Annotated in this window: 23 protein-coding genes; 8 read left to right on the top strand and 15 right to left on the bottom strand. The window is 63.3% G+C overall.

Going from position 1 to position 24636, the window contains the following annotated elements:
• Positions 1 to 59 precede the first annotated feature (59 nt).
• The 5 genes from Q8O96_RS22560 to Q8O96_RS22540 all read right to left on the bottom strand — a co-directional run bounded on the left by Q8O96_RS22560 (position 60) and on the right by Q8O96_RS22540 (position 5522).
• On the bottom strand, positions 60 to 1496 hold the full coding sequence (locus Q8O96_RS22560; protein ID WP_102865102.1) for an outer membrane protein transport protein: 1437 nt from the start codon (positions 1494 to 1496) through the stop codon (positions 60 to 62).
• Between the two features lie 123 nt (positions 1497 to 1619).
• Complete coding sequence (gene praB / locus Q8O96_RS22555) at positions 1620 to 2111, bottom strand: alkane oxidation protein activator PraB (protein WP_102865103.1); 492 nt, start codon at positions 2109 to 2111, stop codon at positions 1620 to 1622.
• A 207-nt stretch (positions 2112 to 2318) separates the two neighbouring features.
• Positions 2319 to 2810 (bottom strand): alkane oxidation protein activator PraA, encoded by a 492-nt coding sequence (gene praA / locus Q8O96_RS22550; RefSeq protein WP_102865104.1) that lies wholly within the window; start codon positions 2808 to 2810, stop codon positions 2319 to 2321.
• Positions 2811 to 2955: 145 nt separating this feature from the next.
• On the bottom strand, positions 2956 to 4233 hold the full coding sequence (locus tag Q8O96_RS22545; protein WP_102865105.1) for an alkane 1-monooxygenase: 1278 nt from the start codon (positions 4231 to 4233) through the stop codon (positions 2956 to 2958).
• A gap of 293 nt (positions 4234 to 4526) precedes the next feature.
• Positions 4527 to 5522, bottom strand: a complete 996-nt coding sequence (locus Q8O96_RS22540; protein WP_305949432.1) for an alpha/beta fold hydrolase — start codon at positions 5520 to 5522, stop codon at positions 4527 to 4529.
• A 265-nt stretch (positions 5523 to 5787) separates the two neighbouring features.
• On the opposite strand from Q8O96_RS22540, the gene Q8O96_RS22535 reads away from it, so the two are divergent.
• The 4 genes from Q8O96_RS22535 to Q8O96_RS22520 all read left to right on the top strand — a co-directional run bounded on the left by Q8O96_RS22535 (position 5788) and on the right by Q8O96_RS22520 (position 10030).
• Entirely contained in the window at positions 5788 to 7356 is a 1569-nt protein-coding gene (locus Q8O96_RS22535) for an NAD(P)/FAD-dependent oxidoreductase (RefSeq protein WP_305949431.1), read from the top strand.
• On the top strand, positions 7343 to 8242 hold the full coding sequence (locus Q8O96_RS22530) for an SDR family oxidoreductase (protein WP_102865108.1): 900 nt from the start codon (positions 7343 to 7345) through the stop codon (positions 8240 to 8242). The genes Q8O96_RS22535 and Q8O96_RS22530 overlap by 14 nt, the downstream gene beginning before the upstream one ends.
• Before the next feature lie 38 nt (positions 8243 to 8280).
• A complete protein-coding gene (locus Q8O96_RS22525; RefSeq protein WP_305949430.1) occupies positions 8281 to 9123 on the top strand; it encodes a metal-dependent hydrolase in 843 nt (280 codons plus the stop codon).
• Positions 9124 to 9235: 112 nt separating this feature from the next.
• Positions 9236 to 10030: a type 1 glutamine amidotransferase domain-containing protein gene (locus Q8O96_RS22520; protein ID WP_305949429.1), complete on the top strand. Its 795-nt coding sequence runs from the start codon at positions 9236 to 9238 to the stop codon at positions 10028 to 10030.
• A gap of 75 nt (positions 10031 to 10105) precedes the next feature.
• Here the strand turns inward: Q8O96_RS22520 and Q8O96_RS22515 are convergent, their stop codons facing one another.
• The 5 genes from Q8O96_RS22515 to Q8O96_RS22495 are packed head-to-tail and all read right to left on the bottom strand — an operon-like array spanning position 10106 to position 14547.
• On the bottom strand, positions 10106 to 10870 hold the full coding sequence (locus Q8O96_RS22515) for an ABC transporter permease (protein WP_102865111.1): 765 nt from the start codon (positions 10868 to 10870) through the stop codon (positions 10106 to 10108).
• A complete protein-coding gene (locus Q8O96_RS22510; protein ID WP_102865112.1) occupies positions 10870 to 12069 on the bottom strand; it encodes an ABC transporter substrate-binding protein in 1200 nt (399 codons plus the stop codon). The genes Q8O96_RS22515 and Q8O96_RS22510 overlap by 1 nt, the downstream gene beginning before the upstream one ends.
• Positions 12035 to 12874 carry an ABC transporter ATP-binding protein gene (locus Q8O96_RS22505; RefSeq protein WP_305949428.1) on the bottom strand — a complete coding sequence of 280 codons (840 nt, stop codon included), beginning with the start codon at positions 12872 to 12874 and terminating at the stop codon, positions 12035 to 12037. Before Q8O96_RS22505 ends, Q8O96_RS22510 begins: the two co-directional genes overlap by 35 nt.
• A complete protein-coding gene (locus Q8O96_RS22500) occupies positions 12871 to 13938 on the bottom strand; it encodes an acyl-CoA dehydrogenase family protein (RefSeq protein ID WP_305949427.1) in 1068 nt (355 codons plus the stop codon). The genes Q8O96_RS22505 and Q8O96_RS22500 overlap by 4 nt, the downstream gene beginning before the upstream one ends.
• Positions 13939 to 13986: 48 nt before the next feature.
• On the bottom strand, positions 13987 to 14547 hold the full coding sequence (locus Q8O96_RS22495) for a carboxymuconolactone decarboxylase family protein (RefSeq protein ID WP_305949426.1): 561 nt from the start codon (positions 14545 to 14547) through the stop codon (positions 13987 to 13989).
• A gap of 104 nt (positions 14548 to 14651) precedes the next feature.
• Between Q8O96_RS22495 and Q8O96_RS22490 the strand changes: the two genes are divergently transcribed.
• A complete protein-coding gene (locus Q8O96_RS22490; RefSeq protein ID WP_305949425.1) occupies positions 14652 to 15563 on the top strand; it encodes an AraC family transcriptional regulator in 912 nt (303 codons plus the stop codon).
• A gap of 17 nt (positions 15564 to 15580) precedes the next feature.
• On the opposite strand, the gene Q8O96_RS22485 is transcribed toward Q8O96_RS22490, so the two are convergent.
• The 5 genes from Q8O96_RS22485 to Q8O96_RS22465 are packed head-to-tail and all read right to left on the bottom strand — an operon-like array spanning position 15581 to position 19357.
• Positions 15581 to 16252 (bottom strand): methionine ABC transporter permease, encoded by a 672-nt coding sequence (locus tag Q8O96_RS22485; protein ID WP_102865117.1) that lies wholly within the window; start codon positions 16250 to 16252, stop codon positions 15581 to 15583.
• On the bottom strand, positions 16249 to 17226 hold the full coding sequence (locus Q8O96_RS22480) for a methionine ABC transporter ATP-binding protein (RefSeq protein ID WP_305949424.1): 978 nt from the start codon (positions 17224 to 17226) through the stop codon (positions 16249 to 16251). Before Q8O96_RS22480 ends, Q8O96_RS22485 begins: the two co-directional genes overlap by 4 nt.
• Positions 17223 to 18032 (bottom strand): MetQ/NlpA family ABC transporter substrate-binding protein, encoded by an 810-nt coding sequence (locus Q8O96_RS22475; protein WP_102865119.1) that lies wholly within the window; start codon positions 18030 to 18032, stop codon positions 17223 to 17225. The genes Q8O96_RS22480 and Q8O96_RS22475 overlap by 4 nt, the downstream gene beginning before the upstream one ends.
• 29 nt (positions 18033 to 18061) lie before the next feature.
• Positions 18062 to 19099: an isopenicillin N synthase family oxygenase gene (locus Q8O96_RS22470; protein WP_115579987.1), complete on the bottom strand. Its 1038-nt coding sequence runs from the start codon at positions 19097 to 19099 to the stop codon at positions 18062 to 18064.
• A gap of 42 nt (positions 19100 to 19141) precedes the next feature.
• Positions 19142 to 19357, bottom strand: a complete 216-nt coding sequence (locus Q8O96_RS22465) for a molybdopterin-binding protein (protein ID WP_102865121.1) — start codon at positions 19355 to 19357, stop codon at positions 19142 to 19144.
• A gap of 224 nt (positions 19358 to 19581) precedes the next feature.
• Here Q8O96_RS22465 and Q8O96_RS22460 point away from each other — a divergent pair, with 224 nt between their 5' ends.
• From Q8O96_RS22460 to Q8O96_RS22450, 3 genes are all read left to right on the top strand, one after another.
• The gene (locus tag Q8O96_RS22460) at positions 19582 to 20403 is read left to right on the top strand and encodes an aldo/keto reductase (RefSeq protein ID WP_250330237.1); all 822 of its coding nucleotides are present in this window, start codon (positions 19582 to 19584) and stop codon (positions 20401 to 20403) included.
• Between the two features lie 204 nt (positions 20404 to 20607).
• Positions 20608 to 23442 carry an ATP-binding protein gene (locus Q8O96_RS22455; RefSeq protein WP_115582394.1) on the top strand — a complete coding sequence of 945 codons (2835 nt, stop codon included), beginning with the start codon at positions 20608 to 20610 and terminating at the stop codon, positions 23440 to 23442.
• Complete coding sequence (locus Q8O96_RS22450) at positions 23429 to 24619, top strand: EAL domain-containing protein (RefSeq protein ID WP_102865123.1); 1191 nt, start codon at positions 23429 to 23431, stop codon at positions 24617 to 24619. The genes Q8O96_RS22455 and Q8O96_RS22450 overlap by 14 nt, the downstream gene beginning before the upstream one ends.
• Positions 24620 to 24636: the final 17 nt, after the last annotated feature.

Here is a 24636-nt window from a genome sequence, read left to right as displayed (position 1 = left end):
GCAGTCGCACACTCCCTTGGTACTGCCGTTATCTCAAGGCATGGATGAAGCGCGGGACCTCAGAAGTGATAGGTCGCGGAGAGACTCACCACTTCGCCTTTGGAGTCGACTTTGCCGTCGATGGTGGAACCACCGAGACGGTCGACGTTGACGGTCTTGAGCTTGGCCTCTTTGACGAACTGCCGGGAATAGGCGCCGTCGATGGTCAGCCCGGGAATGGCCTTGATGTCATAGCCAAAACCGATGGAAGTGAACCAGCGATCGTTATCCGGAATCCGTGGGTCACGGGTCGAATTACGAGTCGGGGTCTGGTCGAAGGCCACACCGGCGCGCAGGGTCAGTTCATCGGTGAAGCGATAGTCGCCACCCAGGGAGTACATCATCGAGTCCTTGTAGTTGTAAGGAATCGCCACCAGGGTGTTGCCATCAGACTTCAGCGTCAGGTCCTTGAACGACGACCACTGGGTCCAGAGCAGACTGGCACCCATGGTGAAGCGATCGTTGAACACGTGGACCCAGTCCAGGCCGGCGGTGGCCGGAATGTCCAGTTGGGTACTGGCGTTGGCACCATCGGGGTTTAGCTTGAGGCCCGGATAGGCCAGTTCGGTCAGGGTTTCACCGTTGGGACCGGCCGGCTGGGTCATGAAATTGCGGCCCAGGGCGTCGGCACGAATGTTGTACTTGCCCTCCATCTTGTTCTTGATCTTGGCGTGATAGTTCAGGCCCAGGGTGTCCTGCTCGGTGGGTTTCCAGGTGATGCCGGTGAACCAGCCGACCGAGGTGTTATCGACCTTGACCCGCATCAGGTTGGAGCCAATGCCCGAGGGCGCTCCAGGAAGCACCGACATGCCCGCCGAACCACTGACGTTGAGGTTCTGGCTGACGAAGCCCTTGCTGTGCTGCACGATGACCCCGGCACCGATGGAGAAGTCCTCACGGACCTTGAACGACAGGGCCCCAGTGAGGCCGACAGTCTCAATCTTGGTATCCACGGCGAAGTCACGACCTTTCCAGCCTTCGTCCCAGGTGCTGCGCATGCCCAAGGGCACGACCTGGCTGAGGCCAAAAGCAAAGCGATCGTTGATCGGCATCACCATGAAACCGGTGGGCAACCAGGCGGTGAAACCACCTTCCCCGCCATCGCCGGTCAGGGGCATCGCCGCGCCACTGGGAGCGCCGGTGTCATCCACGGGAGTGATGGAGGCCGGATTCCCCTGATAGTCGTTGACGTTGCCTTTGAACTTCATCTTGATCCGCGCGTAATCCACGGTCATCTGTGCCACGTTGTGATCGATGAACGCCATGGCCGCCGGGTTGTTGTACGCAGCACTGGGATCATTCTTGAACAGCGAACCACCACCAAACGCCCGACCCCAGCCTGGAGCGCCATAGGTCGGAGTAGAGAAACCACCCGCCTGCACCGACCCGGAACCGATCAGGCCACCCAGCACCGCCAAGCCAATAGCGGCCTGGATCTTGTGTTTCTTATTATTCATGCCCCACTCCTTATTATTATCGACCGCGATCGGCCACCACCGACCCAGGGCGTTGCAACAGGCGCCTCAAACGAGGCGCCTGTTTTTTCAGCAAGTGATCAACAGGCTGAAGTCAGATCAACTTCAAGGGGTTACGGTGAAGGCTGGGTTCGGCTTGACGCTCAACGCCGTGATTTTGCAACTGCCGACGGATTGCGCCGAAGGAATGCTCAGGGTGTTGGTGGCGTTGTTCCAAGTGGCGTTGATGGTCACCGGCGTGCTGCTGCAGTTGGAGAGGATCTTGAAGTTGACCCCGGTCACGGTGCCCGCGGTAGCGCTGGAGGCGGTCAGGGTCCAAGGCAGGTTCAGCAGAACCGGCACGCCGCACAGCGAGTTGCTACCGCTGACGGTGGCGCCGGTGATCGAGGCATTGGAGCCGTCGGCCGCCACGGTACCGGTGAAGTTGATGTTGCAATTGACCGGAATCCCAAACGATGCCGGCGAAGACACCGAGATGGTGCCCGGTGCCGAGAAGGACGCACCGGCAGGTGCAATGGTGGCAGCGTTGGCCATCGACGCGGCGCCCAGGCAGATGGCGAAAGAAGCTACGGATACCAGAGTCTTGATGCTTTGCATTGTTGTTTTCCTCAAGATTTAGGCAACAGGCAGTTGCCAGGGGGTTATCAGCCTCGCCAGGGTGTCGATGACGCCATCGGCTCTCCAGTTCGACCGAATTCGGTGCTGGAGCACGCTATGGCGATACCGACCGGGCTTGAGCTGCCGGCGCTTTCGGACTACTTGATCGCACGTTCATCAGCGTCCCTCCATGGAATCTGTTGTGACTCAGGGCGCAACCCGGAACGTGGGCGGCATCTGGATCGATACGGTCTTGATGGTGCAGCCGCCCTCAAGGCTGACCTGGGTCGCCTCCAGCTTGCCGGTGCGGTTGTTCCAACTGCCTTCGGCGGTGCTCGGCCCGCAATCGCCGCCCACCAGGGGGGCGTGTACGGTGACCTGGATGCCGGACATGGCGCCGCTGGTTTCATCCTTGGCAATCAGCTTCCAGGGCAGGTGCGTGGCTTCCACCTGGCCACACTTGAGGCCGCCGCTGAAGTCGACTTTCTCGACGCTGGCGAAGCTGCCGTCGGGGCTGACCTTGCCGCTGACCTGGATGGTGCAGTCGGCATTGATGATGCTTTTGGCGAAGCTGATGGGCCCTTTGGCGGTGAACTCGGTGTTGGCCGGCTCGATGCGCGCCGCATCGGCGGCGCCCATCAGTGACACACCCAGCATGACCACGAACAGACGGGCAGCGAGCAGAGGTGAAATAGACATCCGTGACTTCCTTACAGTTGCTTATTGTTGTTGTCGGTCAACGTGTTCAAGGACTTCTGTATTCGGGGCTCACCCTTCAAGCAGGCAAACGCAGGCGGTTCACGGGCACTTGAAGGAGTGAGCGGTCCAACTAAAGAGCGGTGTCTCAATCGGTGTCGGTGAAACCGTATTGCTTGAGCAGTTCGGCACGCTTGGCCGGATGCAGGTTGGCCAACCGCACATCTCCCGAGTAATGGGCCAGGACCCGGTGGTCCATCAGTCGCCGCCAGAGCGCCGGCACATAGGCCCAGACGATCATGGTGGCGTAGCCATAGGGCAGTTGCGGGGACTCGTCGAAGTGGCGCAAGGCCTGGTACGAACGGGTCGGGTTGGCATGGTGGTCAGAGTGACGCTGCAGCTGGAACAGGAAGATGTTGGTGACGATGCGGTTGCTGTTCCAGGAATGGCGTGGCGAGCAGCGCTCATACCGGCCGTTGGGCTGTTTCTGCCGCAGCAGACCGTAGTGCTCGACGTAGTTCACCACTTCCAGCAGGGAGAAACCGTAGATGCCCTGGATCACCAGGAAGGGAATCACTGCCGCGCCGAGCCAGGCGATCAGCACGCCCCAAAGCACCACGCTGTACAGCCAGGCACTGAGCACGCCGTTCTTCCAGTGCAGGGTCGGCAGTCCGAGCTTGTGCAGGCGCTCGCTTTCCAGGTGCCAGGCCGAGCGCAGGCTGAACCACACGGTGCGCGGCAGGAAACTCCAGAACGACTCGCCAAGGCGCGAGCTGGCCGGATCTTCAGGGGTCGCCACGCGCACGTGATGGCCACGGTTGTGTTCGACGAAGAAGTGCCCGTAGAAGGTCGAGGCCAGGGCCAGTTTGGCCAGGAACTTGGCCATCCCGCGGTTCTTGTGCCCCAGCTCATGGGCAATGTTGATGGCGATACCGGTGGCGGCACCGGTGGACATGGCCATGCCCAGGTAAGTGAACCAGCCGACGCTGCCATGCAGTTGCGCACGTTCGGTCAGAAAGGCCGCGAAGCTCGCCAGGCTGCCCTGCAGGTGCAGCTGTTCACTAAGCTGCAACAAGCCACCGGCCAGGATCCAGTCGACCCCCTTGATGGCCATCCAGGCGGTGACTACCAGGGACACCACCGAGAGCACGGCGCAGCTGTAGACGATGAAACGGTAGTAGGGTTGTTTTTCCAGATCGGGAACCGCGGACTCCGGCGGGTTGCTGGCGTCCTCTCCGAGCAGGCCGTCAATCAGGGGAATCAGGCCGAAGATCACCACCACCCCGCTCCACCAGAACACCTGGACACCGGTGGTCAGTGCGAACAGGCCTGCGAGCAAAGGGGTGATCATCGGCAAGGTGCCCAGCCACCAGAGGTGACGCTTGCCATCGGTCCAGACGCCAGGTGCCGCCACGGAGACAGTCATGGCAGCCTCCGCAGGATGGCCGTCGGCAGGGATGCCATAGAGGACAGCGCGACGGCGCTGTACGGAGCGTGAACAGACGAAAAAACAAAAGCGTGAAATGGCGTTATTTTCATTATTTTAATCGCTCAATTGCACTTTCAAAAAAAACATTCAAAACATTTTTTTAAAAAAATAGCTCGGGTTCGTTAGCTCGTCAACTATTTTCTCGGTCTGTTTTGAATGTCGCCCGTGAAGCCTTTACAGCTGCTGCCAGAGTCGTTGCGCGACGATTGCAATCACCACCTACAACGCCCCTAGCCTGCTCGGGATGCCGCGAACGGCGGGCGCAGCACGGTGGCGCTGCGCTGCGGTGCGGCTTGTGCAGCAATGTGCTCGACCATGGCCACCACTCGCTCGACGGCGCTGATGGGCAGCATGTGCCCTCGACCTGGAACGATCTCAAGTTGCAGCCCCGGCACCTTGCCCACCATGGCCTCGCCATGCCGGCGGTAATTGAGTATCGAGTCCGCCGAACCATAGATCAGCCCCACCGGCAGCTTCAGGCTGGGATAGCGCTTGACCATGCCCGGCAAGGCGCGATTGACCACCGCGATCTCGCTGGAGGCGTTATAGAAGTTGTCCGAACGCATCCCCAGCAAGCCGCCGCCACGCTCGGCGAAGTCCTCGGGCACCGGGTCCGGGGCAAATATCGCCTTCACCAGACCGCGACGGCCGAGCATCGCCATGGGCGCCGCCAGGGTCAGGGACATCCAGCGACGCAGGAAGGCCGGACGTACTCCAAGGGACAGGAACACCCAGGGCAGCATGCGTTGCGGATGAGTCAAGGGCGCCACCAGGATCAGCCCGGACACCGATTGCGGATGATCCAGCGCCAAAGACAAGGCCACGGCGCCGCCCAGGGAATGCCCGAGTACCAGCGGCTGCCCCAGGTCCAGGGTGCGAATGAACTTGGCCACCAGACTGGCCTGGGCCGGCAGGTCCGCCGCCGCACCGCGGGCCCGCGTGGAATAGCCTGAGCCGGGGCGGTCGAGGGTGATCACCCGGAACCGTTCACGCAACTGCGGCGCCAGGGAGTGGGTCAGGTTGCGACCGCAACCGGACAGGCCATGGATCATCAGCAGTGCCGGGCCGCGGCCCTCGTCGGTGTAGTGCAGGCGTTCACCGCCGACTTCGAGAGAGCGCCCGTTGATCGGCACCTGGCGTTCGATCCTGCGGTTGATACGCAAGCTCACCACCCAAAGCACCGCGCTGACCGCCAGAAATACCGCCGCCGCTACCAGCCACTGCATAACCCGTCCCCCCAGCTTCCCTGCGCCGCGCTGCAGGACCAGGATGATCCGCCGCAGTGGCTGTCGCCTTGGCCCGGTAGCGCCTGTGGCGTCTCATCCCGGCTCCGGATGAGCCCTGCAAGATCCACAAGCGAATGGCGTAGGTGACTTTTTCAGGCGATTTATTTAAATTAATTTTTAAAACATTATTTTAAATTGTGCAATCCTGAGGTTTCACTCACCGACGAAAGTCACCCCAAGCATCACCACAATCGAGGTACACACCATGAATGCGTACTCGCCACCCAACGACCCCGAGGTCGTTGACATCGCCATCATCGGCGCCGGCTTCGCCGGGCTGTGCATGGCGATCAAGCTCAAGCAAGCCGGGCTGCAAGACTTCCTGGTCGCCGAACAAGCCGCGTCCCTGGGGGGCACCTGGCGCGACAATCACTACCCCGGCTGCGCCTGCGACGTGCAATCCCACGTTTACTCCTTTTCCTTTGCGCCCAACCCGAACTGGACCCGGCAGTTCGCGCCCCAGGCGGAAATCCGCGAGTACCTGGAGAACTGCGCCAGGGACTTCGCCCTGGCGCCCTTTCTGCACTTCAACATGGGCCTGGAGCAGGCGGTCTTCGATGAGGTTTCAGAGCGCTGGCAACTGAGGTTCGGCAATGGCCGCAAGGTCAGCGCGCGGGTGCTGGTGTCCGGCATGGGCGGCCTTTCGCGTCCGGCGATCCCGCAGATTCCCGGCCTGGACACCTTCACCGGCAAGCGCTTTCACTCCCAGCAGTGGGACCATCGCTACTCCCTGCAAGGCAAGCGCGTGGCGGTGATAGGCACGGGTGCCAGTGCCATTCAGTTCGTCCCGAAAATCGCTCCCCGGGTGGCGCAGCTCAAGCTGTTCCAGCGCACCCCGCCGTGGATCATGCCCAAGCCCGACCGCCCGCTCAGCGCGGCGGAACGCTGGGCCTTCAAGCACCTGCCCTTCACCCAGCGGCTGGTGCGCTCGGCGCTGTACTGGGCCCTGGAAAGCCGGGTGATCGCCTTCGCCCGCAGGCCGAAGCTGATGAAAGTGGCACAGCGCGTGGCCCTGCGGCACCTGCGCAAGCAAGTCGCCGATCCGCTCCTGCGCCAACGCCTGACGCCCGACTACACCATCGGCTGCAAGCGCATCCTGATTTCCAACGACTACTACCCGGCCCTCTCCCGAGGCAATGTGGGGGTCATCAGCGATGCCATCCAGCGCATCGACAGCGATGCCGTGATCACCGCCGACGGCACCCGCCACCCGGTGGACTGCATCATCTTCGGCACCGGCTTCCAGGCCACCGACCCGATTCCCCAGGGCCTGCTCTTCGGCCGTCGGGGCCAGGACCTGATGGACGCCTGGTCCGGGGGCGCCCATGCCTACCTCGGCACCTGCCTGCCGGGCTTTCCCAACTTGTTCATGATCGTCGGCCCCAACACCGGTCTTGGGCACAACTCGATGATCCTGATGATCGAGGCTCAGGTGGACTACATCCTCAAGGCCCTGGAACGGATGCGCCTGGACGGCATCGCCAGCCTGGAGGTCAAGCCCCAGGTCGAGAGCCAGTACAACCAGCGTCTGCAACAGCGCCTGGCCGGGGCCATCTGGTCCACCGGCGGTTGCCGCAGCTGGTACCTGGACCCCCGCAGCGGCCAGAACACCACCCTCTGGCCCGGCTCTACCTGGAGCTTCAGGAAGACCGTGCAGCACTTCCAGCTCCAGGACTACCTGACCACTCACCTGCTCCACCCCGGGACTGCCGCCACGCCGGCCGCAGCGCGCCCGTTGAACCTGCAAGAGGCCGCCATCGATGAAAAATTTTAACGGTAAAGTCGCGGCCATCACCGGCGCCGCCTCCGGCATGGGGCGTGCCCTGGCCATTGCCCTGGCCCGCGAGGGTTGCCACCTGGCCCTGGCCGACAAGAACCCCCAGGGACTGGCCCAGACCGTGACCCAGGCCCGGGCCGCGACCTTGCTGCCATTGCGCATCAGCAGCCAGGAACTGGACGTCGGCGACCGCCAAGCGATGTTCGCCTGGGCCGCCGCCAGCGCCGCCGAACACGGGCAGATCAACCTGATCTTCAACAATGCCGGTGTGGCCCTGTCCAGCACTGTGGAAGGTTCGAGCCTGGCGGACCTGGAGTGGATCGTCGACGTCAATTTCTGGGGCGTGGTCCACGGCACCCAGGCCTTCCTGCCCTACCTCAAGCAATCCGGCGACGGCCACATCATCAACACCTCCAGCGTCTTCGGCCTGTTCTCCCAACCGGGCATGAGCGGCTACAACGCCACCAAGTTCGCCGTACGCGGCTTTACCGAATCCCTGCGCCAGGAGCTGGACCTGCAAGGCAACGGCGTCTCTGCCACTTGCGTGCACCCGGGCGGCATCCGTACCGATATTGCCCGCAGCAGCCGCATCAGCGACAACGTCAAGGGCTTCCTGATCGACAACGAACAGCAGGCCCGGGACGACTTCGAAAAGCTCTTCATCACCGGCGCCGAAACCGCCGCCAAGGTGATCCTGCACGGGGTGCGCAAAAACAAGCGCCGGGTGCTGATCGGCCGCGATGCGCACTTCCTCGATCTGCTGGTGCGTCTGCTGCCCGGCGCCTATCAGGCCCTGGTGGTGTGGATCAGCCGGCGCATGGCGCCCAAGCCGGGCCAGGAACGGCCGGCAGTCTACGAGGCCCAGGACGAGCGCGGCCTGTAGCGCCGAGTACCCATTTCATGTCTAGAGGAGCACCAGCCATGCTGCCCATCCGCCGCGACATCCAGGTCGAACTGCCTGCCGAACGTGCCTGCGACTGGCACGAACAAGGCAGCCACGTGAGCCACTTCTTCAATGCCCTGTCCCTGCTGTTTCCTGCCGGCGAGCTGTTCTTCATGGACAGCGTGCGCCATTACCGCGAGCAGATTCACGACCCCGAGCTCAAGCGCGAGATCCAGGGGTTCATTGGCCAGGAAGCCATGCACAGCCGCGAGCACGTGCGCTACAACGACTTGCTGCAGGACGCCGGGCTGCCGGCCCATTTGCTGGATCGCCGGCTGCGGATGATCCTCGACTTCCAGAAAAAGCACTTTCCTGCGGCCTTCAACCTGGCCATCACTGTGGCCCTGGAACACTACACGGCGATCCTTGCCGACCTGCTGCTGCGCGACCCCAGCCGCTTCGGCGATTCGGTGGAAGGCTACCGGCAGATGTGGCTGTGGCACGCCCTGGAGGAAACCGAACACAAATCGGTGTCCTACGACGTCTTTAACAGCGTGCTCAAGCCCGGGCCCAAGCGCTACCTGATCCGCACCGGGACCATGCTCTTCACCACCCTGACCTTCTGGCTGGTGGTGTTCGACTTCCATGTGCGGATGCTCATCGCCGACCGCCGTCGCGGTGGCCACTGGCGCGGCCTGTGGCAGGTGATCAAGTACCTCTACGGCCCCAAGGGCGTGTTCCCGCGCATCGCCCTGCCCTGGCTGCAATTCTTCAAGCCGGGCTTCCATCCCTGGGACCACGACAACCGCGAGCAGCTGCAACGCATCGACGGCCTGGTGCAAGAGATCGAACGCACCCGCGCCGCCGTGACGACCAAGTGACCGGCCAAGTAGGCAGCCATGACACGCCGCAACAGCGGCGTGCCATGAGCGCCTGCACGCACGCCAGGGGCTGCTAACCTGCAGCGCACCCTTTGTGCTGCGAGCGCGCGCCATGATCCTGATCCTGCTGCCCCACGCCGACTACGACCCCACCGAAAGCAGCCTGCCCTGGCAGGCCGCCAGGGACACGGGCTTTGACGCGCAATTCGCCACGCCCCTGGGGTTCCCGGCCTACGCCGACTCGCGCCTGGTGAGCCTGGGCTTCGGCCCACTCAACCCGCTGTTGATGACCCCCGCCGCCGACCTTGAGCACTACCACAGCATGACCCGCGACCCGGCGTTTCTCAGCCCCCTGAACTATGCCGACGTCGATCCGCAAGCCTTCGAGGGCCTGCTGATTCCGGGCGGGCATGCCCGGGGCATGCGCAGCCTGCTGGAGTCCGCGGATGTGAGGCGAATCATCCTGGCGTTCTTCAAGGCCGACAAACCCGTGGCCGCGGTGTGTCACGGCCCACTCGCGCTGGCCCGCTGCATCGACCCCGACAGCGGGCGCTCGGTGCTCTACGGACGCAAGGTCACCGCCCTGCTCGCAGGCCCCATGGAATTGGCGGCCTGGATCGTCACCGCGCCGTGGCTGGGGCGCTATTACCGCACCTACGACCACAGCGTCGAGCACGAGATCAAGCAGGTACTGGCCAGCCCGGCGGATTTTCTTTCCGGGCCCTGGCTGCCGCGCCGGGATTCAGCGCAGCACCCCGAGCGCGGCTTTGTGGTGCGCGACCGCAACCTGCTGACCGCGCGTTGGCCGGGAGACTGTCACCGCTTTGCCGAGGAGTGGGTGAACCTGCTGCAAGAGGCCCGTCAGGCCCAGGTTCAGCCGGAGCAGAGCAGCGCTGGCCCGGCTTGAAGGCGTGGCGACACGCACGACTGTCTCCATGACCTGTTCGCCGACAAGCCGGCGCCTGCGGGAAAGGGAGCCGGATCAGGCATGGGACCAGCGTCGGTGCAGGCCACGGGCCAGGGCGTCGAGGGCAAACCCCAGCACGCCAATCAACAGCACCATGGCCATCAGTTCCGAGTAGGCCAGGCGGTCCCGGGTGTCGAGGATGAAGTAGCCCAGGCCGGCGCTGACACCGAGCATTTCGCAGGGCACCAGGACGATCCAGAGGATGCCGATGGACAGTCGCACCCCGGTCAGGACATGCCCCACCACCCCGGGCAAGATCACCTTGCGCAAGGTTTCCCAGCGGGTGGCGCTGAGGCTGCGGCTCAGTTGCAGCCAGCGCGGGTCCAGTTGACGCACGCCGGCCGCGGTGTTGAGCAGGATCGGCCACAGGGCGGCAAACGCCAGGAGGAAGTAGATCGGTTGGTCCCCTACCCCCATCAGCATCACCACCACGGGCATCCAGGACAGCGGCGAGATCATCCGCAAGAACTGGAACGCCGGGGTGGTCGCCGCCTCCAGGTGCCGGTAGCTGCCCACCAGCAGACCCAGGGGCACACCGATCAGCAAGGCCAGGAGCAGCCCTACCAAGATGCGCTTGAGGCTCACCAGCACATGCTCATACAGCTCGCCGCGCCCCAGCAGTTCCACCAGGCTGGCGAAGGTCGCCTCGGGGGAGAAACGCGCCGCCAGGCCATTGCCGCCTCCCAGCAGGTGCACCCCCAGCCACCAGCCCAGCAGCAGGCTCAGCAGCCCCGCCAGGCCCAGGACCCAATGGCTCAGGGAGGAAGGTTGCTTGCCCATCAAAGACCAAACTCCTCGCTGCGTTCGAAGCTGTCCGCCAGGCCGAACGCCTTGAGCCCGCCCACTGCGGCGATGGCGTTGCGCACAAAGCGATCGTCCACCAGGTCCTGGGCGGTGTGCGCCGGGTCGAGGTTGGCGAGAAAGCCCTTGTCGCCCTCGATCAGGGTGTCCTTGAGGCGCTTGACCAATTCCTCGGTGTAACTGGGAAACGGATACGGCTGGAAGTCGATGCGCGACTCGTCCCAGTGGCTGTGCTGGATCGCACCGCTGGCCAGGTAGGCCTCGCGGTCGCTGGCCGCCGGCGCCAGCACTCGATTGAGGACCTGGGGCGCATGGGGCGTGTAGCGATTGCTGCCGTCCTTGGACAGCAACTGCGCAGCCTCCGCGCGGTTATCCCGGGTCCAGAGCTGAGCCTTGACGATGGCGTTGACCACTTTCTGCGACCACTCGGGGCGCTGGTTCAGGTCGTGCTCATGCATGAACACCACGCAGCAGGCGTGATTGCGCCAGACGTCCCCGGTAAAGCGCTGCACCCGCCCCACCTTGAGCTCTTCGGCCAGGGCGTTGAAGGGCTCGGCGACGATGTAGCCGGCAATGCGCTGGCTGGCCAGGGCCGGCGGCATGTCCGATGGCGGCAGCACCAGCAGGTTGACCTCGTTGGCCCCCAGGGCGCTGCCAGCGGCCTTGCTCACCGGCACCAGGCCGTTGTCGCGAAACAGCTGCTGCACCACCACGTTGTGGATCGAGTACCAGAACGGAATCGCCACCGACTTTCCCGCCAATTGCTTGATCTCGGTAATGCCCGGGGCCACGGTCAGGCCGGAGCCGCCGACATGGTTCCAGGCCACCACCTTGGCCGGCACCCGGCTGCCATAGCGGGCCCAGACGGTCATCGGCGACAGCAGGTGAATGACATTGACCTGCCCGGAAATGAACGCCTCGATCACCTGCGCCCAGCTGCGCAGCAGCACCGGGCGTTCGGCCTTTATGCCCTCGGCCTCGAACAGGCCGTTGTTGTGGGCCACCAGCAAGGGCGTGGCATCGGTGATCGGCAGGTAGCCGATGCGTACCGGCGCATCCGGCTCCTGGGCAGCGCGGGCGTGCAGGCTGTTGAGCAGCGGCAAGGCGCCGCCGGCGGTCAGCAGCGCGCTGAGTTTGAGGAAGTCACGACGCGTGTGAGTGAAGTCGTCCAGGCACATGGTCAATCTCCGACGGTGCAGGCAATGGGGAATTAAGGGGGTTGCGGCTCGCCCGCCGAAGGGTTTTGAGAATCTCGATACGCAAGGCGCCCAGCTCCTCGATCCGTTCGGCACGGGGCGCCGGCAGGTCGATGTGCCACTGGCCGAGGGTGCGCGCCGGGCTGTTACCCAGTAGCAGCACCCGATCGGACAACAGCAGGGCTTCGTCGATGTCGTGGGTGATCAGCAGCGCGGCCGTGCGGTGCTGGCCGATCACCTTGAGCAGCAGTTGCTGCATGTCGGCCCGGGTCACCTCGTCCAGGGCGCCGAAGGGTTCGTCCAACAGCAAGACTTGCGGCTGCCGGGCCAGGCAGCGGGCCAGGGCGGTGCGCTGGGCCATGCCGCCGGAAAGCTGGGCCGGGTACTGTCGACGGGCATGGTCCAGGCCAACGGCGGCGATGGCGTGGTCGATACGGGCCTGACGCTGCGTCTGGCTCAAGTGCGGCTGGCGGGCAAAATCCAGGCCGAAGGCGACGTTGTGCTCCAGGGTCAGCCAGGGCAACAGGCTGGGGTCCTGGAAGGCCACCGCGACCCGAGGATGAGGACCGCTGAGCACTTCTCCCAGCAGGCTGACCTGCCCCTTGTTGGGCTGCAGCAGGCCGGCCAGAACCCGCAACAGGCTGGACTTGCCGACACCGCTGGGGCCGAGGATGGACACCACCTCACCGGCTTGCAGTTGCAGCTCGAAGTCTTCCAGCACCACGTGCCAGCCCTCGGCCCCGGGATAGCCCAGGCTGATGTTCTGCGCATTCAACAACGGGCTCATGCTGCGTTACGCGCCTGGCGCTGCAGTTCGGCACGCAATTGCACCAGGCTTGGCGTGACGATGGGCACAAAGGCCGACTCGCGCCAGCGCCGGGCAAAGCCGCTGCCGAATTCATTCAGGTAGGCCTTGCCCCCACTGGCCTGCAACTCCAGTTGCACGGCGTTGGCAGTGGCCTCGGCCAAGGCGATGCGCACCCGGAACAGCGCTGCGGGCTGGGTCAGGAAACGCCCGTCGAGCAGACCCTCCTTGAGCTCGGCAACGGTCTGTTCCAGGTGCTGGCGCTGCTCGTGCAACGGCTCCATGAGAATCGAGCGGGCACCCTGGACATGGCTTTGCACTTCGCCAAGAGCCCGGCGCGCCAGGCCGATGGCCAGGGCACATTGCAGACCGAGAAAGGCCGGGCGCACGGCTGGCAGGAAGACTCGGGCGTCCTCGTGCAGCAGCCAGTCTCGCGGAACCTGCACCTGACTCAAGTCCAGGGCCGCGGTGTTGCTCGATTGCAGGCCCATCAGTTGCAGGTCGTCGGAGCGCTGCAGCCCGGGCAAGGCATCGGGAAGCGCCAGGATAAAGGGCGCACCGCCCTCCTCGTGCTCGATGGCCGCCGCCACCACAAAACCGCTCTTGCGCAGGTTGGTGACCCAGTGCAGGCGGCCGTTGAGGCTCCAGCCCTGGCCCTGGTCCCGCGCCTTGACTTGCAGCGCCTCGATCCCGGACAGGAACTTCATGGCGTTGGACAGCCCGGTGGCCCCGGCCAGCTCGCCACTGAGCAACGAGGACAGCAAGCGCTCGCGCAGCGCCTGGTTGGGACTGTGCAGCAGGTATTCGATAAAGGCCCGCTGGCCCCAGAACACGAAGGCGGCCGCCAGGGAGTGACTGGCCACCGCGGCCATGACTTCCAGGGCATCGGTCAGGTCGCCGCCGCTGCCTCCCAGTTCCTGGTCGATGCCGACCCGCAGCACGTCGGCCCCGGCCAGTCGAGCGAGTACCTGCTGAGGATCGCAGTGACCCTGGTCCAGCGCCTGGGCCTGGGCATCCAGCCATTCACTCAAGTGCGCACTGAGCATGTGGTTTTCTCCTTGAAGGGGGCGCCGTTGGATAACCGGCGCCTTGAATCATTGACCTTGGGCCGACCAGCGATACTGGGCCAGCTCGGGGTTCAGTTCGGTCCCGGCGAACACATTGGCAAAATTGCACAGGGTCGCCAGGCTGATGCCCAGGATCACTTCCAGGGCGTTGCCTTCGCTGTACCCTGCGGCCTTGAACCGGGCATAGCCCTGGTCGCTGACCTTGCCCCGGGTGGCGATCACTTCCCGGGCGAAGGCCGCCAGGGCTTCCAGACGGGCCTCGGGCAAGCTGCTCTGCTCACGCAGGGCGCTGACCACCGGGTCCGGGAGTTTGGCCTTGTTCAGGGCCACCGCGGTATGACCTGCGACACAGAAATCGCAGCCATGGGTGGTGGCGGCGATCAACTGCACCACCTCCCGCTCCGCCAGGCTCAGATCAGCCTTGGCGTTGAGGCCCGAGACCGTGACGTAGGTCTCCAGGGCGGCCGGGGCGTTGGCCAGGATGCCCAGCAGGTTGGGAATGTAGCCGGAATTTTTCAGGGCATTATCAAGAAATGGCCGGGCGGCTTCTGGGGCGCTGTGCAAGGTGTGTAGAGTGACGCGGGACATGGAGTGGACTCCTGGTATGTAGGTGTGCGTCAAGTCTGTTGGTTATAAGAATTCCGATCCATATTCTAAAGTAGCGATTACTTGCTCCTGAGTGTTTCCCTTAGATGATTTCATCAAGCCCCTTGGTTGATTGGTTATTAGAAGGCCTGGAACTGGATGCCAGCCTGTTTCATGTCGGGCGTTACTGCGGTGGCTGGCACGCCAGCACCCAGGGGCTGGCCCGGGCCAGTTTCCACCTGATCGTCCAGGGCCATTGCTGGCTGCACATCGATGGCGTGCCCGAGGCGCTGCGCCTGGACGCCGGGGATGCGGTGTTTCTGCTACAGGACCTGGGCTATCGACTGTCCAGCGCCCAGCAGTCCGCAGTGGCGCAACAACTGCCGCGCATGGCCATGACAGCCCTGGATTCCAGCGCCCAGGATGGCGTGGGCCTGGTCTGCGGCTTCTTCCACTTCAAGTCAGGATTGTCTTCGCTGATCATCGACGGCTTGCCGGGCTGGCTGATCCTGCGGGCCGGCGATCCGTCCCTCAGCGCCGCCCGCGCACTGTTCCAACTGATTCTCGACGAGTGCCAGCGCACCCCGGCACCGTCCTCGGCCTTGCTGGAGCGCCTCAGCCACCTGCTGTTCCTCTATGTGCTGCGCCAACAGGTCAGCGACAACCAGGACCTGGGCGGCCTGGTGGCCCTGGCTCGGCACCCGGGATTCGCCCCGCTGCTGGAACAGTTGATCCAGCAACCCGGCCAGCCCTGGCCCCTGGAAAGCATGGCAGCCCTGACCGGGCTGTCGCGTTCGGCGTTCTTCAAGCGTTTCAATGAACTGGCCGGGCAGTCCCCGGGACAGGTGCTGCTGGCCCTGCGCATGCGCCATGCCTGCCAGTTGCTCAAGGCCAACCAGACCGTGGAACAGGCGGCGGCGAGGGTGGGTTATCAATCCATCGCCGCCTTCACCCGGGCCTTCACCAAAGCCGTGGGCCTGCAGCCCGGGGCCTATCGCAAGCAGCATGAAGGGCGCTGAGTCGCACCGCACAGGGTTTAACGGCGATGCGCCAGGGAGCGCACCAGCCTGTCGCCGGCGCTCTGTACTCCCTGCACCAGCAACACCAGGACCAGCACCGTGGCCACCATGATCTGGTTGTTGAAACGCTGATAGCCGTAGCGGATCGCCAGGTCGCCCAGGCCTCCGCCGCCGATGACCCCGGCCATGGAGGAGAAGCCGATCAGCATCACCAGGGTCAGGGTCAGCCCCGCCAGCAGTGCCGGCAAGGCCTCCGGCAGCAGCGCCTTGAAGATCACATGGCCGATATGCCCGCCCATGGCCAGGATCGCTTCGATCCGCCCCTTGTCCACCTCATCCAGGGCGTTCTCGACGATCCGTGCAAAAAATGGAAAGGCGCCGATGGTGATGGGCACCACCGCTGCGGTGCTGCCCAGGGTGGTGCCTACCACCAGCCGGGTCAGGGGAATCAAGGCGATCAGTAGCACCACAAAGGGCAAGGAACGTCCCAGGTTGACCAGGGTGCCCAGCAGGCGATTGATCCGCGGCATGGGGCGCAGGCCGCCCTTGCGGCTGACGAACAGCAGCACGCCCAAAGGCAAGCCGATCAGCACCGTGAACAGCGAGGCCAGGAGCACCATGTACAGGGTCTCGCCGGTGGCGTTTATCAGCAGTTGCGCCAGTTCCTGCCAATCAATAGTGCGGTTCACAGGCGTTCACTCCGGATGCCTCGCTGGGCCAGGGCCGTCAGCAGTTGCTGGAATTTTCCGTGGTCGGCACCGGCGGCAGCGATGCGCAGGCGCCCTACCCGCCGGCCGCCCACCGACTCGACCCCGCCGGCCAGCACCTTGAGTTCCAGCGCCTGCTGGCGACTCAGTTGCGCAAGCAGCGGCGCGGCACGCTGGTTGTCGAAAAATGTCAGCTCGGCCTCGGGCTGGCTGCCGTTGAACGGCAGGTTGTAGCCCGGCAGCAAGGCGCGACCCAGGGCCGATTGCGGGTCTGCGAGCAATTGGGCAATCGCACCGCACTCCAGCAACCGGCCCTGGGCCAGGGAAGCGGCATGGCTGCAGATGGATTTGACCACCTCCAATTCGTGGGTGATCAGCACGATGGTCAGCCCCAGCTCGCGGTTGATTTGCGCCAGCAGTTGCAGGATCGAGGCGGTGGTTTCCGGGTCCAGGGCGCTGGTGGCTTCATCCGAGAGCAGATAACGGGGACCGGCGGCCAGGGCTCGGGCAATGCCTACACGCTGCTTCTGGCCACCGGACAGTTGGGAAGGAAAGGCCTGGGCCTTGTCGCTCAGCCCCACCAGATCCAACAGTTCCAGGACCCGGGCTTGTCGCTGCGGTTTGCCCAGGCCGGCGATTTCCAGGGGCACGGCGACGTTGTCCTGCACCGTGCGTGAATGCAGCAGGTTGAAGCCCTGGAAGATCATGCCGATGCCCTGGCGCTGCCTGCGCAGCTGGCCTTCGGATAGCGCGCCGAGGTCCTGGCCATCGATCAGGATGCGCCCGCTGCTGGGGCGCTCCAGCAGGTTCAGGCAACGCAGCAGGGTCGACTTGCCGGCACCGCTGCGGCCGAGAATGCCGTAGACCGCGCCGTCGGGAACCGTCAGTGACACCCGATCCAGGGCCGGCGGCTGGCCTTCGCCATAGACCTTGCTGACCTGCTCCACCTGGATCATGGCTGGCGGCCCGCGACCGGGATCACCGAGCCCTTGTAGGACTCGGTGATGTACTTGGCCACTTCAGGAGAACCCAGGTCCTTGGCCAACTGCCGAATGCGGGGGTCGTCCTGCAGTTGGGGGGTGGTCACCAGGATATTGGCGTAGGGGTTGTGTTCGGCCTGCTCCAGCCCCAGGGCATCCTTGGCTGGCACCAGGCCCGCTTCCAGGGCGTAGTTGCCGTTGATCACCGCCAGGTCGACATCTTCCAGGGCCCGGGGAATCTGCGGTGATTCGATTTCCAGAATCTTCAACTGCCTGGGGTTGTCGGCGATGTCCTTGGGGGTGGCCTGGTCACGGGCCGGATCGCTGAAGCCGGGCTTGAGGCGGATCAGCTGGTAACTCTGCAACAGGTACAGGGCGCGGCTCAGGTTGGTGACATTGTTGGGCACCGCCACTGTGCCGCCCTGTGGTACCTGATCGAAGCTCTTGTGCCGCTGGGAGTAGATGCCCAGGGGTTCGATGTGCACGCTGGCGGCCACCGCGAACGGCTGGCCCAGGGCCTGTTCCTGGGACTTGAGATAAGGCAGGTGCTGGAAGTAGTTGGCGTCCACATCGCCGTGGGCCAACAACTCATTGGAGTTCACGCCGTTGGGAATCTCGATGATCTGCAACGCCAGTTGCGGGTCGAGCTTCTGCACATAAGCGAGGATCTGCGCGTGGGGTACCGGGTCTGCCGCGACCCGCAACGGCTGTGCGGCAACCGCCGGCAGGAGGTGACCCAGGCTGGCCAGCAGCGCCAGGGCAAACAGGTTCTTGTTCAACATGGTTATGTCCTTGGGTCGGCGAATCGGGGTCAGGCACTCAGGGCCTTGGGGACCAGGGCATCGGGGTAGAAGCGCTGGGCGACATCGGGGTGGGAACGCAGGCGGCCCTTGAGGTAGTTCCAGCCCACTTCACGAAACAATGGATTGTCCGGATCGCTGGCCGGGCCCCGGGCTTCCTGCAACAGGGCTGCAGGCAAGGGGTACAGCGGCACGCGGGCGTCCAGTTGGGCGCCGAGGAAAAAGGCAATCGACAAGCGATCGCGGTCCGCCGGTGGCGAGAGCACCCGGTGCACCGTGGCCCGCAGGTAGCCGTGGGTGGCCAGTTCCAGTAGCTCGCCGATATTTACCACCAGGGTGTTGTCCCTGGGGAGTGCGTCGATCCAGCGGCCCTCTTGCACTTCCACCTGCAGACCGGCCTGCTGGTCCTGCAGCAAAAAGCTGAGGAATCCGGAATCCTTGTGGGCGCCTACGCCCTGGTTGCTTTGTCCCGGGGCGTGGCCGGGATAGCGGATCAGCTTGATATGTTCATTGGGCCGCTCGCCGTACAAGGGATCGAAAGCATGCTCCGGCAATGACAGGGCCTGGGCAAAACCTCGCAGCAGGCGCAGCGACATGCCGGTCATTGCCTGCTGCCACTCCAACAACAGGGGCTTGAAGTGCGGCAACTGTGCCGGCCACTGATTGGGACCTTGCAGGCGGGCCCAGGGTGGACTTTGCGGGTCCAGCGGCAAGGCCTGGCGTTCGGCACCCAGGTCGAACTGCTCGCGCAGGTCCGGCTGGCCTCGGGTGATCTCCGAGGCCGCGCGGTTGTAGCCGCGAAAATGCGGCGAGTGGATCATGCCCACCGCCGCCTTGTCGGCGTCGGGCAAGGCAAAGAAGGCCCGGGCCTGATCCTGCACCCGACGCAGCAGGTCACTGTCGATGCCATGCCCGGTGAGGTAGAAGAACCCGACATCCCGCGCCGCCTGGCGCAGGCTCTGGAGAAAGGCCTGGCGCTGCTCCGGGCGCCCCTCCAACTGGCTCAGGTCGAGCACGGGTAACGCGGTGATATCCAGCGAGTGCGGCATGTTTCACTCCCCTGTGAATTGATGACGTCCGAGGTGCGTGTCTCAGAGCTTGGCGATGGACACTTCAGTGGACTTCACGAAGGCGATCACTTCACTGCCGATCTTCAGTTCCAGGTCGCGCACCGAGCGGGTGGTGATCACCGAGGTGACAATGCCCGAAGCGGTCTGCACGTCGATTTCCGAAACCACCTGGCCCTCGTGGATCTCCTTGATCACGCCTTTGAACTGGTTGCGTACGTTGATCGCTTGAATGGTCATGCTGAAAATTCCTCTGCTGGCACCGGACTCTGGAATTGAGCGGCTGGTGACAAACATGCACCTTTAGCCAAAGCCTTCAAAGGAATAAATAATTAGAATTTTATTCTTTTTAGGAATATATGATTTCCGCCCTCGCCCTGGGCTTGGCGGGCCTTGACCACCGCCCAAGGCTTTGTTTCCCTGTGCCCTCCCCATCCGACTCGCTACAGATCCCAGGAGGCAGCATGCGCACGCTCGAGCTCGCGGACACTCAGGTTCCGGTCATTGGCCAGGGCACTTGGCGCATGGGTGAGGATCGCCGGCAGCGCGATCAGGAAATCGCCGCGCTGCGCAGTGGAATCGAGCTGGGCATGACCCTGATCGACACCGCGGAGATGTACGGCGAAGGCGGCGCCGAGGAGGTGGTCGGCCAGGCCATTGCCGGGCGCCGCGATCAGGTGTTTCTGGTGAGCAAGGTGTATCCCCACAATGCCAGTCGCAAGGGCCTGCCTTTGGCCTGCGAACGCAGCCTGCAACGCCTGGGTACCGAGGTCATCGACCTGTATCTGCTGCACTGGCGCGGACAGTATCCGCTGGCGGAAACCGTCGAGGCCTTCGAACGGCTGCGCGAAGCGGGCAAGATTCGCCGCTGGGGGGTCTCCAACTTCGACGTGGCTGACCTGGAGGAACTGGATGCACCGGCCTGCGCCACCAATCAAGTGCTGTACAACCTGGAGTCGCGGGGTATCGAGTTCGACCTGTTGCCCGCCTGCCAGCAGCGACGGATGCCGCTTATGGCCTATTGCCCGATCGGCCAGGGTGGCGCCTTGCTGGCCGAACCGGTATTGCAGCAGATTGCCCGGAACCACGGGGTTAGCTCAGCCCAGGTGGCCCTGGCCTGGTTGCTGCGCCAGGACCAGGTGCTGGTGATTCCCAAGGCAGTGCGCCCGGCGCACCTGCGGCTCAACGCCCAGGCCGGTGAACTGCAACTGGAACCCCAGGACCTGCAAGCCCTGGATCAAGTGTTTACTCCACCCCGGCGTAAACAGCACCTGGAGATGGTCTGAAACCGCTGTAACGGAATAAGAAACTCTCGACTTCAGGAAAATTTACAAAAGACTAGTTGCAAGAAAATGGCTGAGAGGAAAGTTGCTGTTTCAGACGAACAACTAAGTTCCAGATAAACATAAACACCACAAAGCTACTTTGCACCCAGCTATTTAAGAATTGTCTGATCCCTGGTTGGCATGCCCCACAATTACAGTTGGCGGATGAGATTAAAAAGCTACCTGCATCAGATCAATCCCCTTTTTTCCAGTCCTGAAGCAGCCCGTCGGCTGCTTCGTGTCGTGGCGCTGATTTTTTTGATCGGCCTGCTGGGTGCCGTTTACAACTTCTTGCGTTCAAGTATCAGCAACGAGTTGTCACAACGGCGCAGCTACATGAGCAGCGCCATTGCCGAAGCCCAGACTTTCTTCACCAGCCGTGAAGCCCTGCTGGAAAGCCTGAGCCTGTCCGCCGTACACAAATCCCGGCAGAACGAGGCCTACGAGCCCAGTGCCGACGCGGCGGAGGAAATCCACTTGCATCTGGGTGGGCCGCAGGGAAACCAATGGTCGATCTGGCTTACCCAGCGCATGCGCGACTATCTCAAAAGCAAACAGCTGAACCTGCTGTATGTCTCCGGCGGCGAGCCATCCCAAGTGCAACGGCTGTTCAGTACCCAGCCTGAATCGGCGTATCTGCCCGGATCGCTGCTGGCCAAATTGGCCACGCTGAAGTTCTCCGAAGTCCCGCCGGGTGAAGAGTTGTGGCTGATGGATCACTCCTCGGGCACTGCCCTGCTGTACATTTTCACCCGCCTTGACGAGCGCTACGCCAACTCTGGCTGGCTGGGTCTGGAGATGGACGGCAAGAGTGTCTCCGCGGCCCTCAGTGACCAGAGCGCCGGGGATTTCATGATGTTCAATTCCCAGGGCGGGCTGATTTTCAGCAGCACCCCCAGCGCACAACTGAGCGAGGACGTGCAGCAGGTCAAGGGCGGCAGCTTCTTCGGCTTTCTCGGCGGCCGCTGGTGGCCCGACCATCTGGTGATCCGCAAGCAACTGGGGTCATCGGACTGGCAACTGGTGTACTCCTTCGACCTGCACAATCTGCTCAAGAGTCTTTGGCCGCAATTGTTTGTAGCCTTGCTCATCAGCCTGTTCGGCATGGCACTGATCGGCTTCTTGACCCACTGGGTCGAGGTGCGCCTGATCGCTCCAGCGCTGGACCGGATCCAGGCCTTGATCGAAAGCGAAGCTTTCAGTCGCGACGTGATCCAGATCGCTCCGGTAGCCCTGTGCGTGCTGCGCCGCAGCGATGGCCGGGTGGTGCTGGAGAACACCCTGTCTCAGCAATGGCTGGGCAATGGCACCGAGCGCGATCAACTCTGTGCCGGCTGGATCGAACAGGCCTTCGATCCCAGCCGCCCCAATAGTTCGGATTACTTTGAAACCGCCGATGGCCGCCATCTCTATCTCAGCTCGGCACCGACCCGCTATAACGGCGAGGACGTGCTGTTCTGTGCCTTCAGCGATATCAGCGCACGCAAGCAGATCGAAGCGGCCCTGGAAGAAGCCAAACGCCTGGCCGATACCGCCAACGAAGCCAAGACGCTGTTCCTGGCCACCATGAGCCACGAGATCCGCACACCGCTGTACGGCGTGCTCGGCACCCTTGAGCTGCTCTCCCGAACCCACCTGGACAACCAGCAGAGGGATTACCTGCGGGCCATCGAAGGCTCCTCCGGTACTCTGCTGCAACTGATTTGCGACGTGCTGGATGTGTCCAAGATCGAGGCCGGGCAGTTGGCCCTGGAGCTCAGTGAGTTCTCCTCCTTGGATCTGGTGCACGAGATCATCCAGGGCTATGCCGCTGCCGCCCACGCCAAGGGACTGCAGTTCTATGCTTGCGTGGACCCGCAGTTGCCGGAAATTCTTCTTGGTGATGTCACACGGATCCGCCAGATCCTCAGCAACCTGCTGAACAACGCAGTCAAGTTTACCGACTCAGGACGTATCGTCCTGCGAGTCCGAGTGGACAGTCGTGACGGCGAACGCAGCAACATCCTCTGGCAGGTATCTGACACTGGCCGCGGCATCGCCCAGGACGACCAGGCGCTGATCTTCGAACCCTTCTACCAGACCGAAGGCAACACCAATGTCATCGCCGGCACGGGCCTGGGCCTGCCGATCTGCCAGCGCCTGACACAGTTGATGAACGGCAACATCCGCATGGTCAGCGAACTCGGACTGGGCAGCAGCTTTACCCTCACCCTGCCCCTGGAAGCCTGCCCCATGGTGTCCCACACCCCGCTGATCAGCCCGCTTTTGCCGGAGATGATCTATGTGGTGTCCCCGGTCCGCGAGCTGGCGGAATCCGTGGCCGGGTGGTTACGTCGCTGGGGCGCCCGGGCCCAGTTCAGCCTGCCCACTCAGTCGGATCGCAGCCGCGGCAACGTGCTGATCGAGCTGCACCCGGGGATCGTCGAACATCGCCTGGAGCCCGATTGGCAGGGCCCTCTGGTGCTCGCCAGTGGTGACGGCCACAACGAACCGCGGATCCGTGGCGGCAGCTGGCAGGTGAACACCAACAACCTGCGGGCGATCCACCAGGCGGTGAGCCAGGCACAGGGCGTCTGGGTGGCCCAGAGCGAGGAACATACCGACAGCCGCGAACTGAAAAAACTCAGCCTGCATGTGCTGGTGGCCGAAGACAACGTGATCAACCAGTTGATCCTCAAGGACCAGTTGGAGGAGCTGGGCTGCAGCGTGGAATTGGCCTCGAACGGAGAAGATGCCTTGTCCATCTGGAGAAACGGGCACTTCGACGTGGTGTTGACTGATGTGAACATGCCGAAGCTCAACGGCTATGAACTGGCCAAGGAGCTTCGACGTCAAGGCTGTTCGATCCCGATCATCGGGGCGACGGCCAATGCAATGCGCGGAGAAGAAGAGCTCTGTCTTGCAGCCGGGATGAACCACTGCCTGGTCAAGCCCTTTGCACTAAGAGCGTTGTTCAACTATCTGGCGCCCTATGAAAGAGCCCCTCATGAAGTCCTGTAGCATTTTGATCGTCGAAGATCAGCCGTTTCAGTACATGTACCTGCAACACTTGTTCAACGAGCTGGGGCCTTACCAGCTGGAGGTCGCGAGCAACGGTTCCGAGGCTCTCGAGCGTCTCAAGCAACGGCATTTCGATCTGGTACTGACAGATCTGCTGATGCCTGGCATGGACGGTGTGCAGTTCATCCAGGGTCTGGCCAAGCACCGCGTACGCCCGGCCCTGGCAATCATGAGTGCCTCTTCCCGGCGCATGTTGATGGGCGCCAGCCTGGTGGCTCGAAACCTGGGCCTGCGGGTCATAGGCTTGATTTCCAAACCCGTGAGCCTGGCGGCACTGCGCAACCTCACCGCGCAGCTACCGGAGCTGATCAGCAGCGAGCCGCCGCCAGCGATCTGGGTCGAGTGCAGTACCGAGACCCTGCAACACGCCCTGCGCAACTCGCAGATTCAAGCCTGGTTCCAGCCCAAGAAAGCTCTGAACAACGGCCGCATCGTCGCCGCCGAAGCGCTGGTGCGCTGGATGCACCCGCAACACGGCATGCTGTTGCCCTGCGACTTTCTACCGGAACTCACCGAGGCGGGACTCGAAGAGGAGCTGTTGTGGCTGATCCTCGAACAGGCTCTGGAAGCTCAGGTGCGCTGGCGGGAAGACGGCTATGACATTCCGGTGTCGATCAATCTGCCAACCCACCTGCTCAACAGCGCCGACCTGGCCGATCGACTGCATGACTTCGTGATCCAGCGCCAGGGCATCCCCGGCAAGATCTGCTTCGAGCTGATGGAGTGCTCCACTCCGGAACACATCAGCAACTTCTACGCCGGTGCCTGCCGCCTGCGCATCAAGGGTTTCGGCCTGTCCCAGGACGATTTCGGCAAGGGCTACAGCTCCTACATGAATCTGGTGTCGACGCCCTTTACCGAGCTGAAGATCGATCGGGCCCTGGTCCAGGGCTGCCACAACAACGAGGAAATCGCCCAGGCCCTGACCAGCATCATTGCGCTGGGCCGCCAACTGGGCCTGACAGTGGTCGCCGAGGGCGTGGAGAGCGCACAGGAACTGGCCCTGCTGCGCAAAATCGACTGCACCCAGGTGCAGGGCTTCCTGATTTCCCACGCGGTGTCCTCGCAACAGTTTCAACAGCTACTGGCCCAAGACGGACCAGCGACCCTGTACTAGCCGATGAGCCCTTTGCT

This window comes from Pseudomonas sp. LPH60 (assembly GCF_030718165.1).
Classification (GTDB): Bacteria; Pseudomonadota; Gammaproteobacteria; order Pseudomonadales; family Pseudomonadaceae; genus Aquipseudomonas; species Aquipseudomonas danubii.
This window is presented reverse-complemented; position numbering and strand designations above follow the sequence as displayed.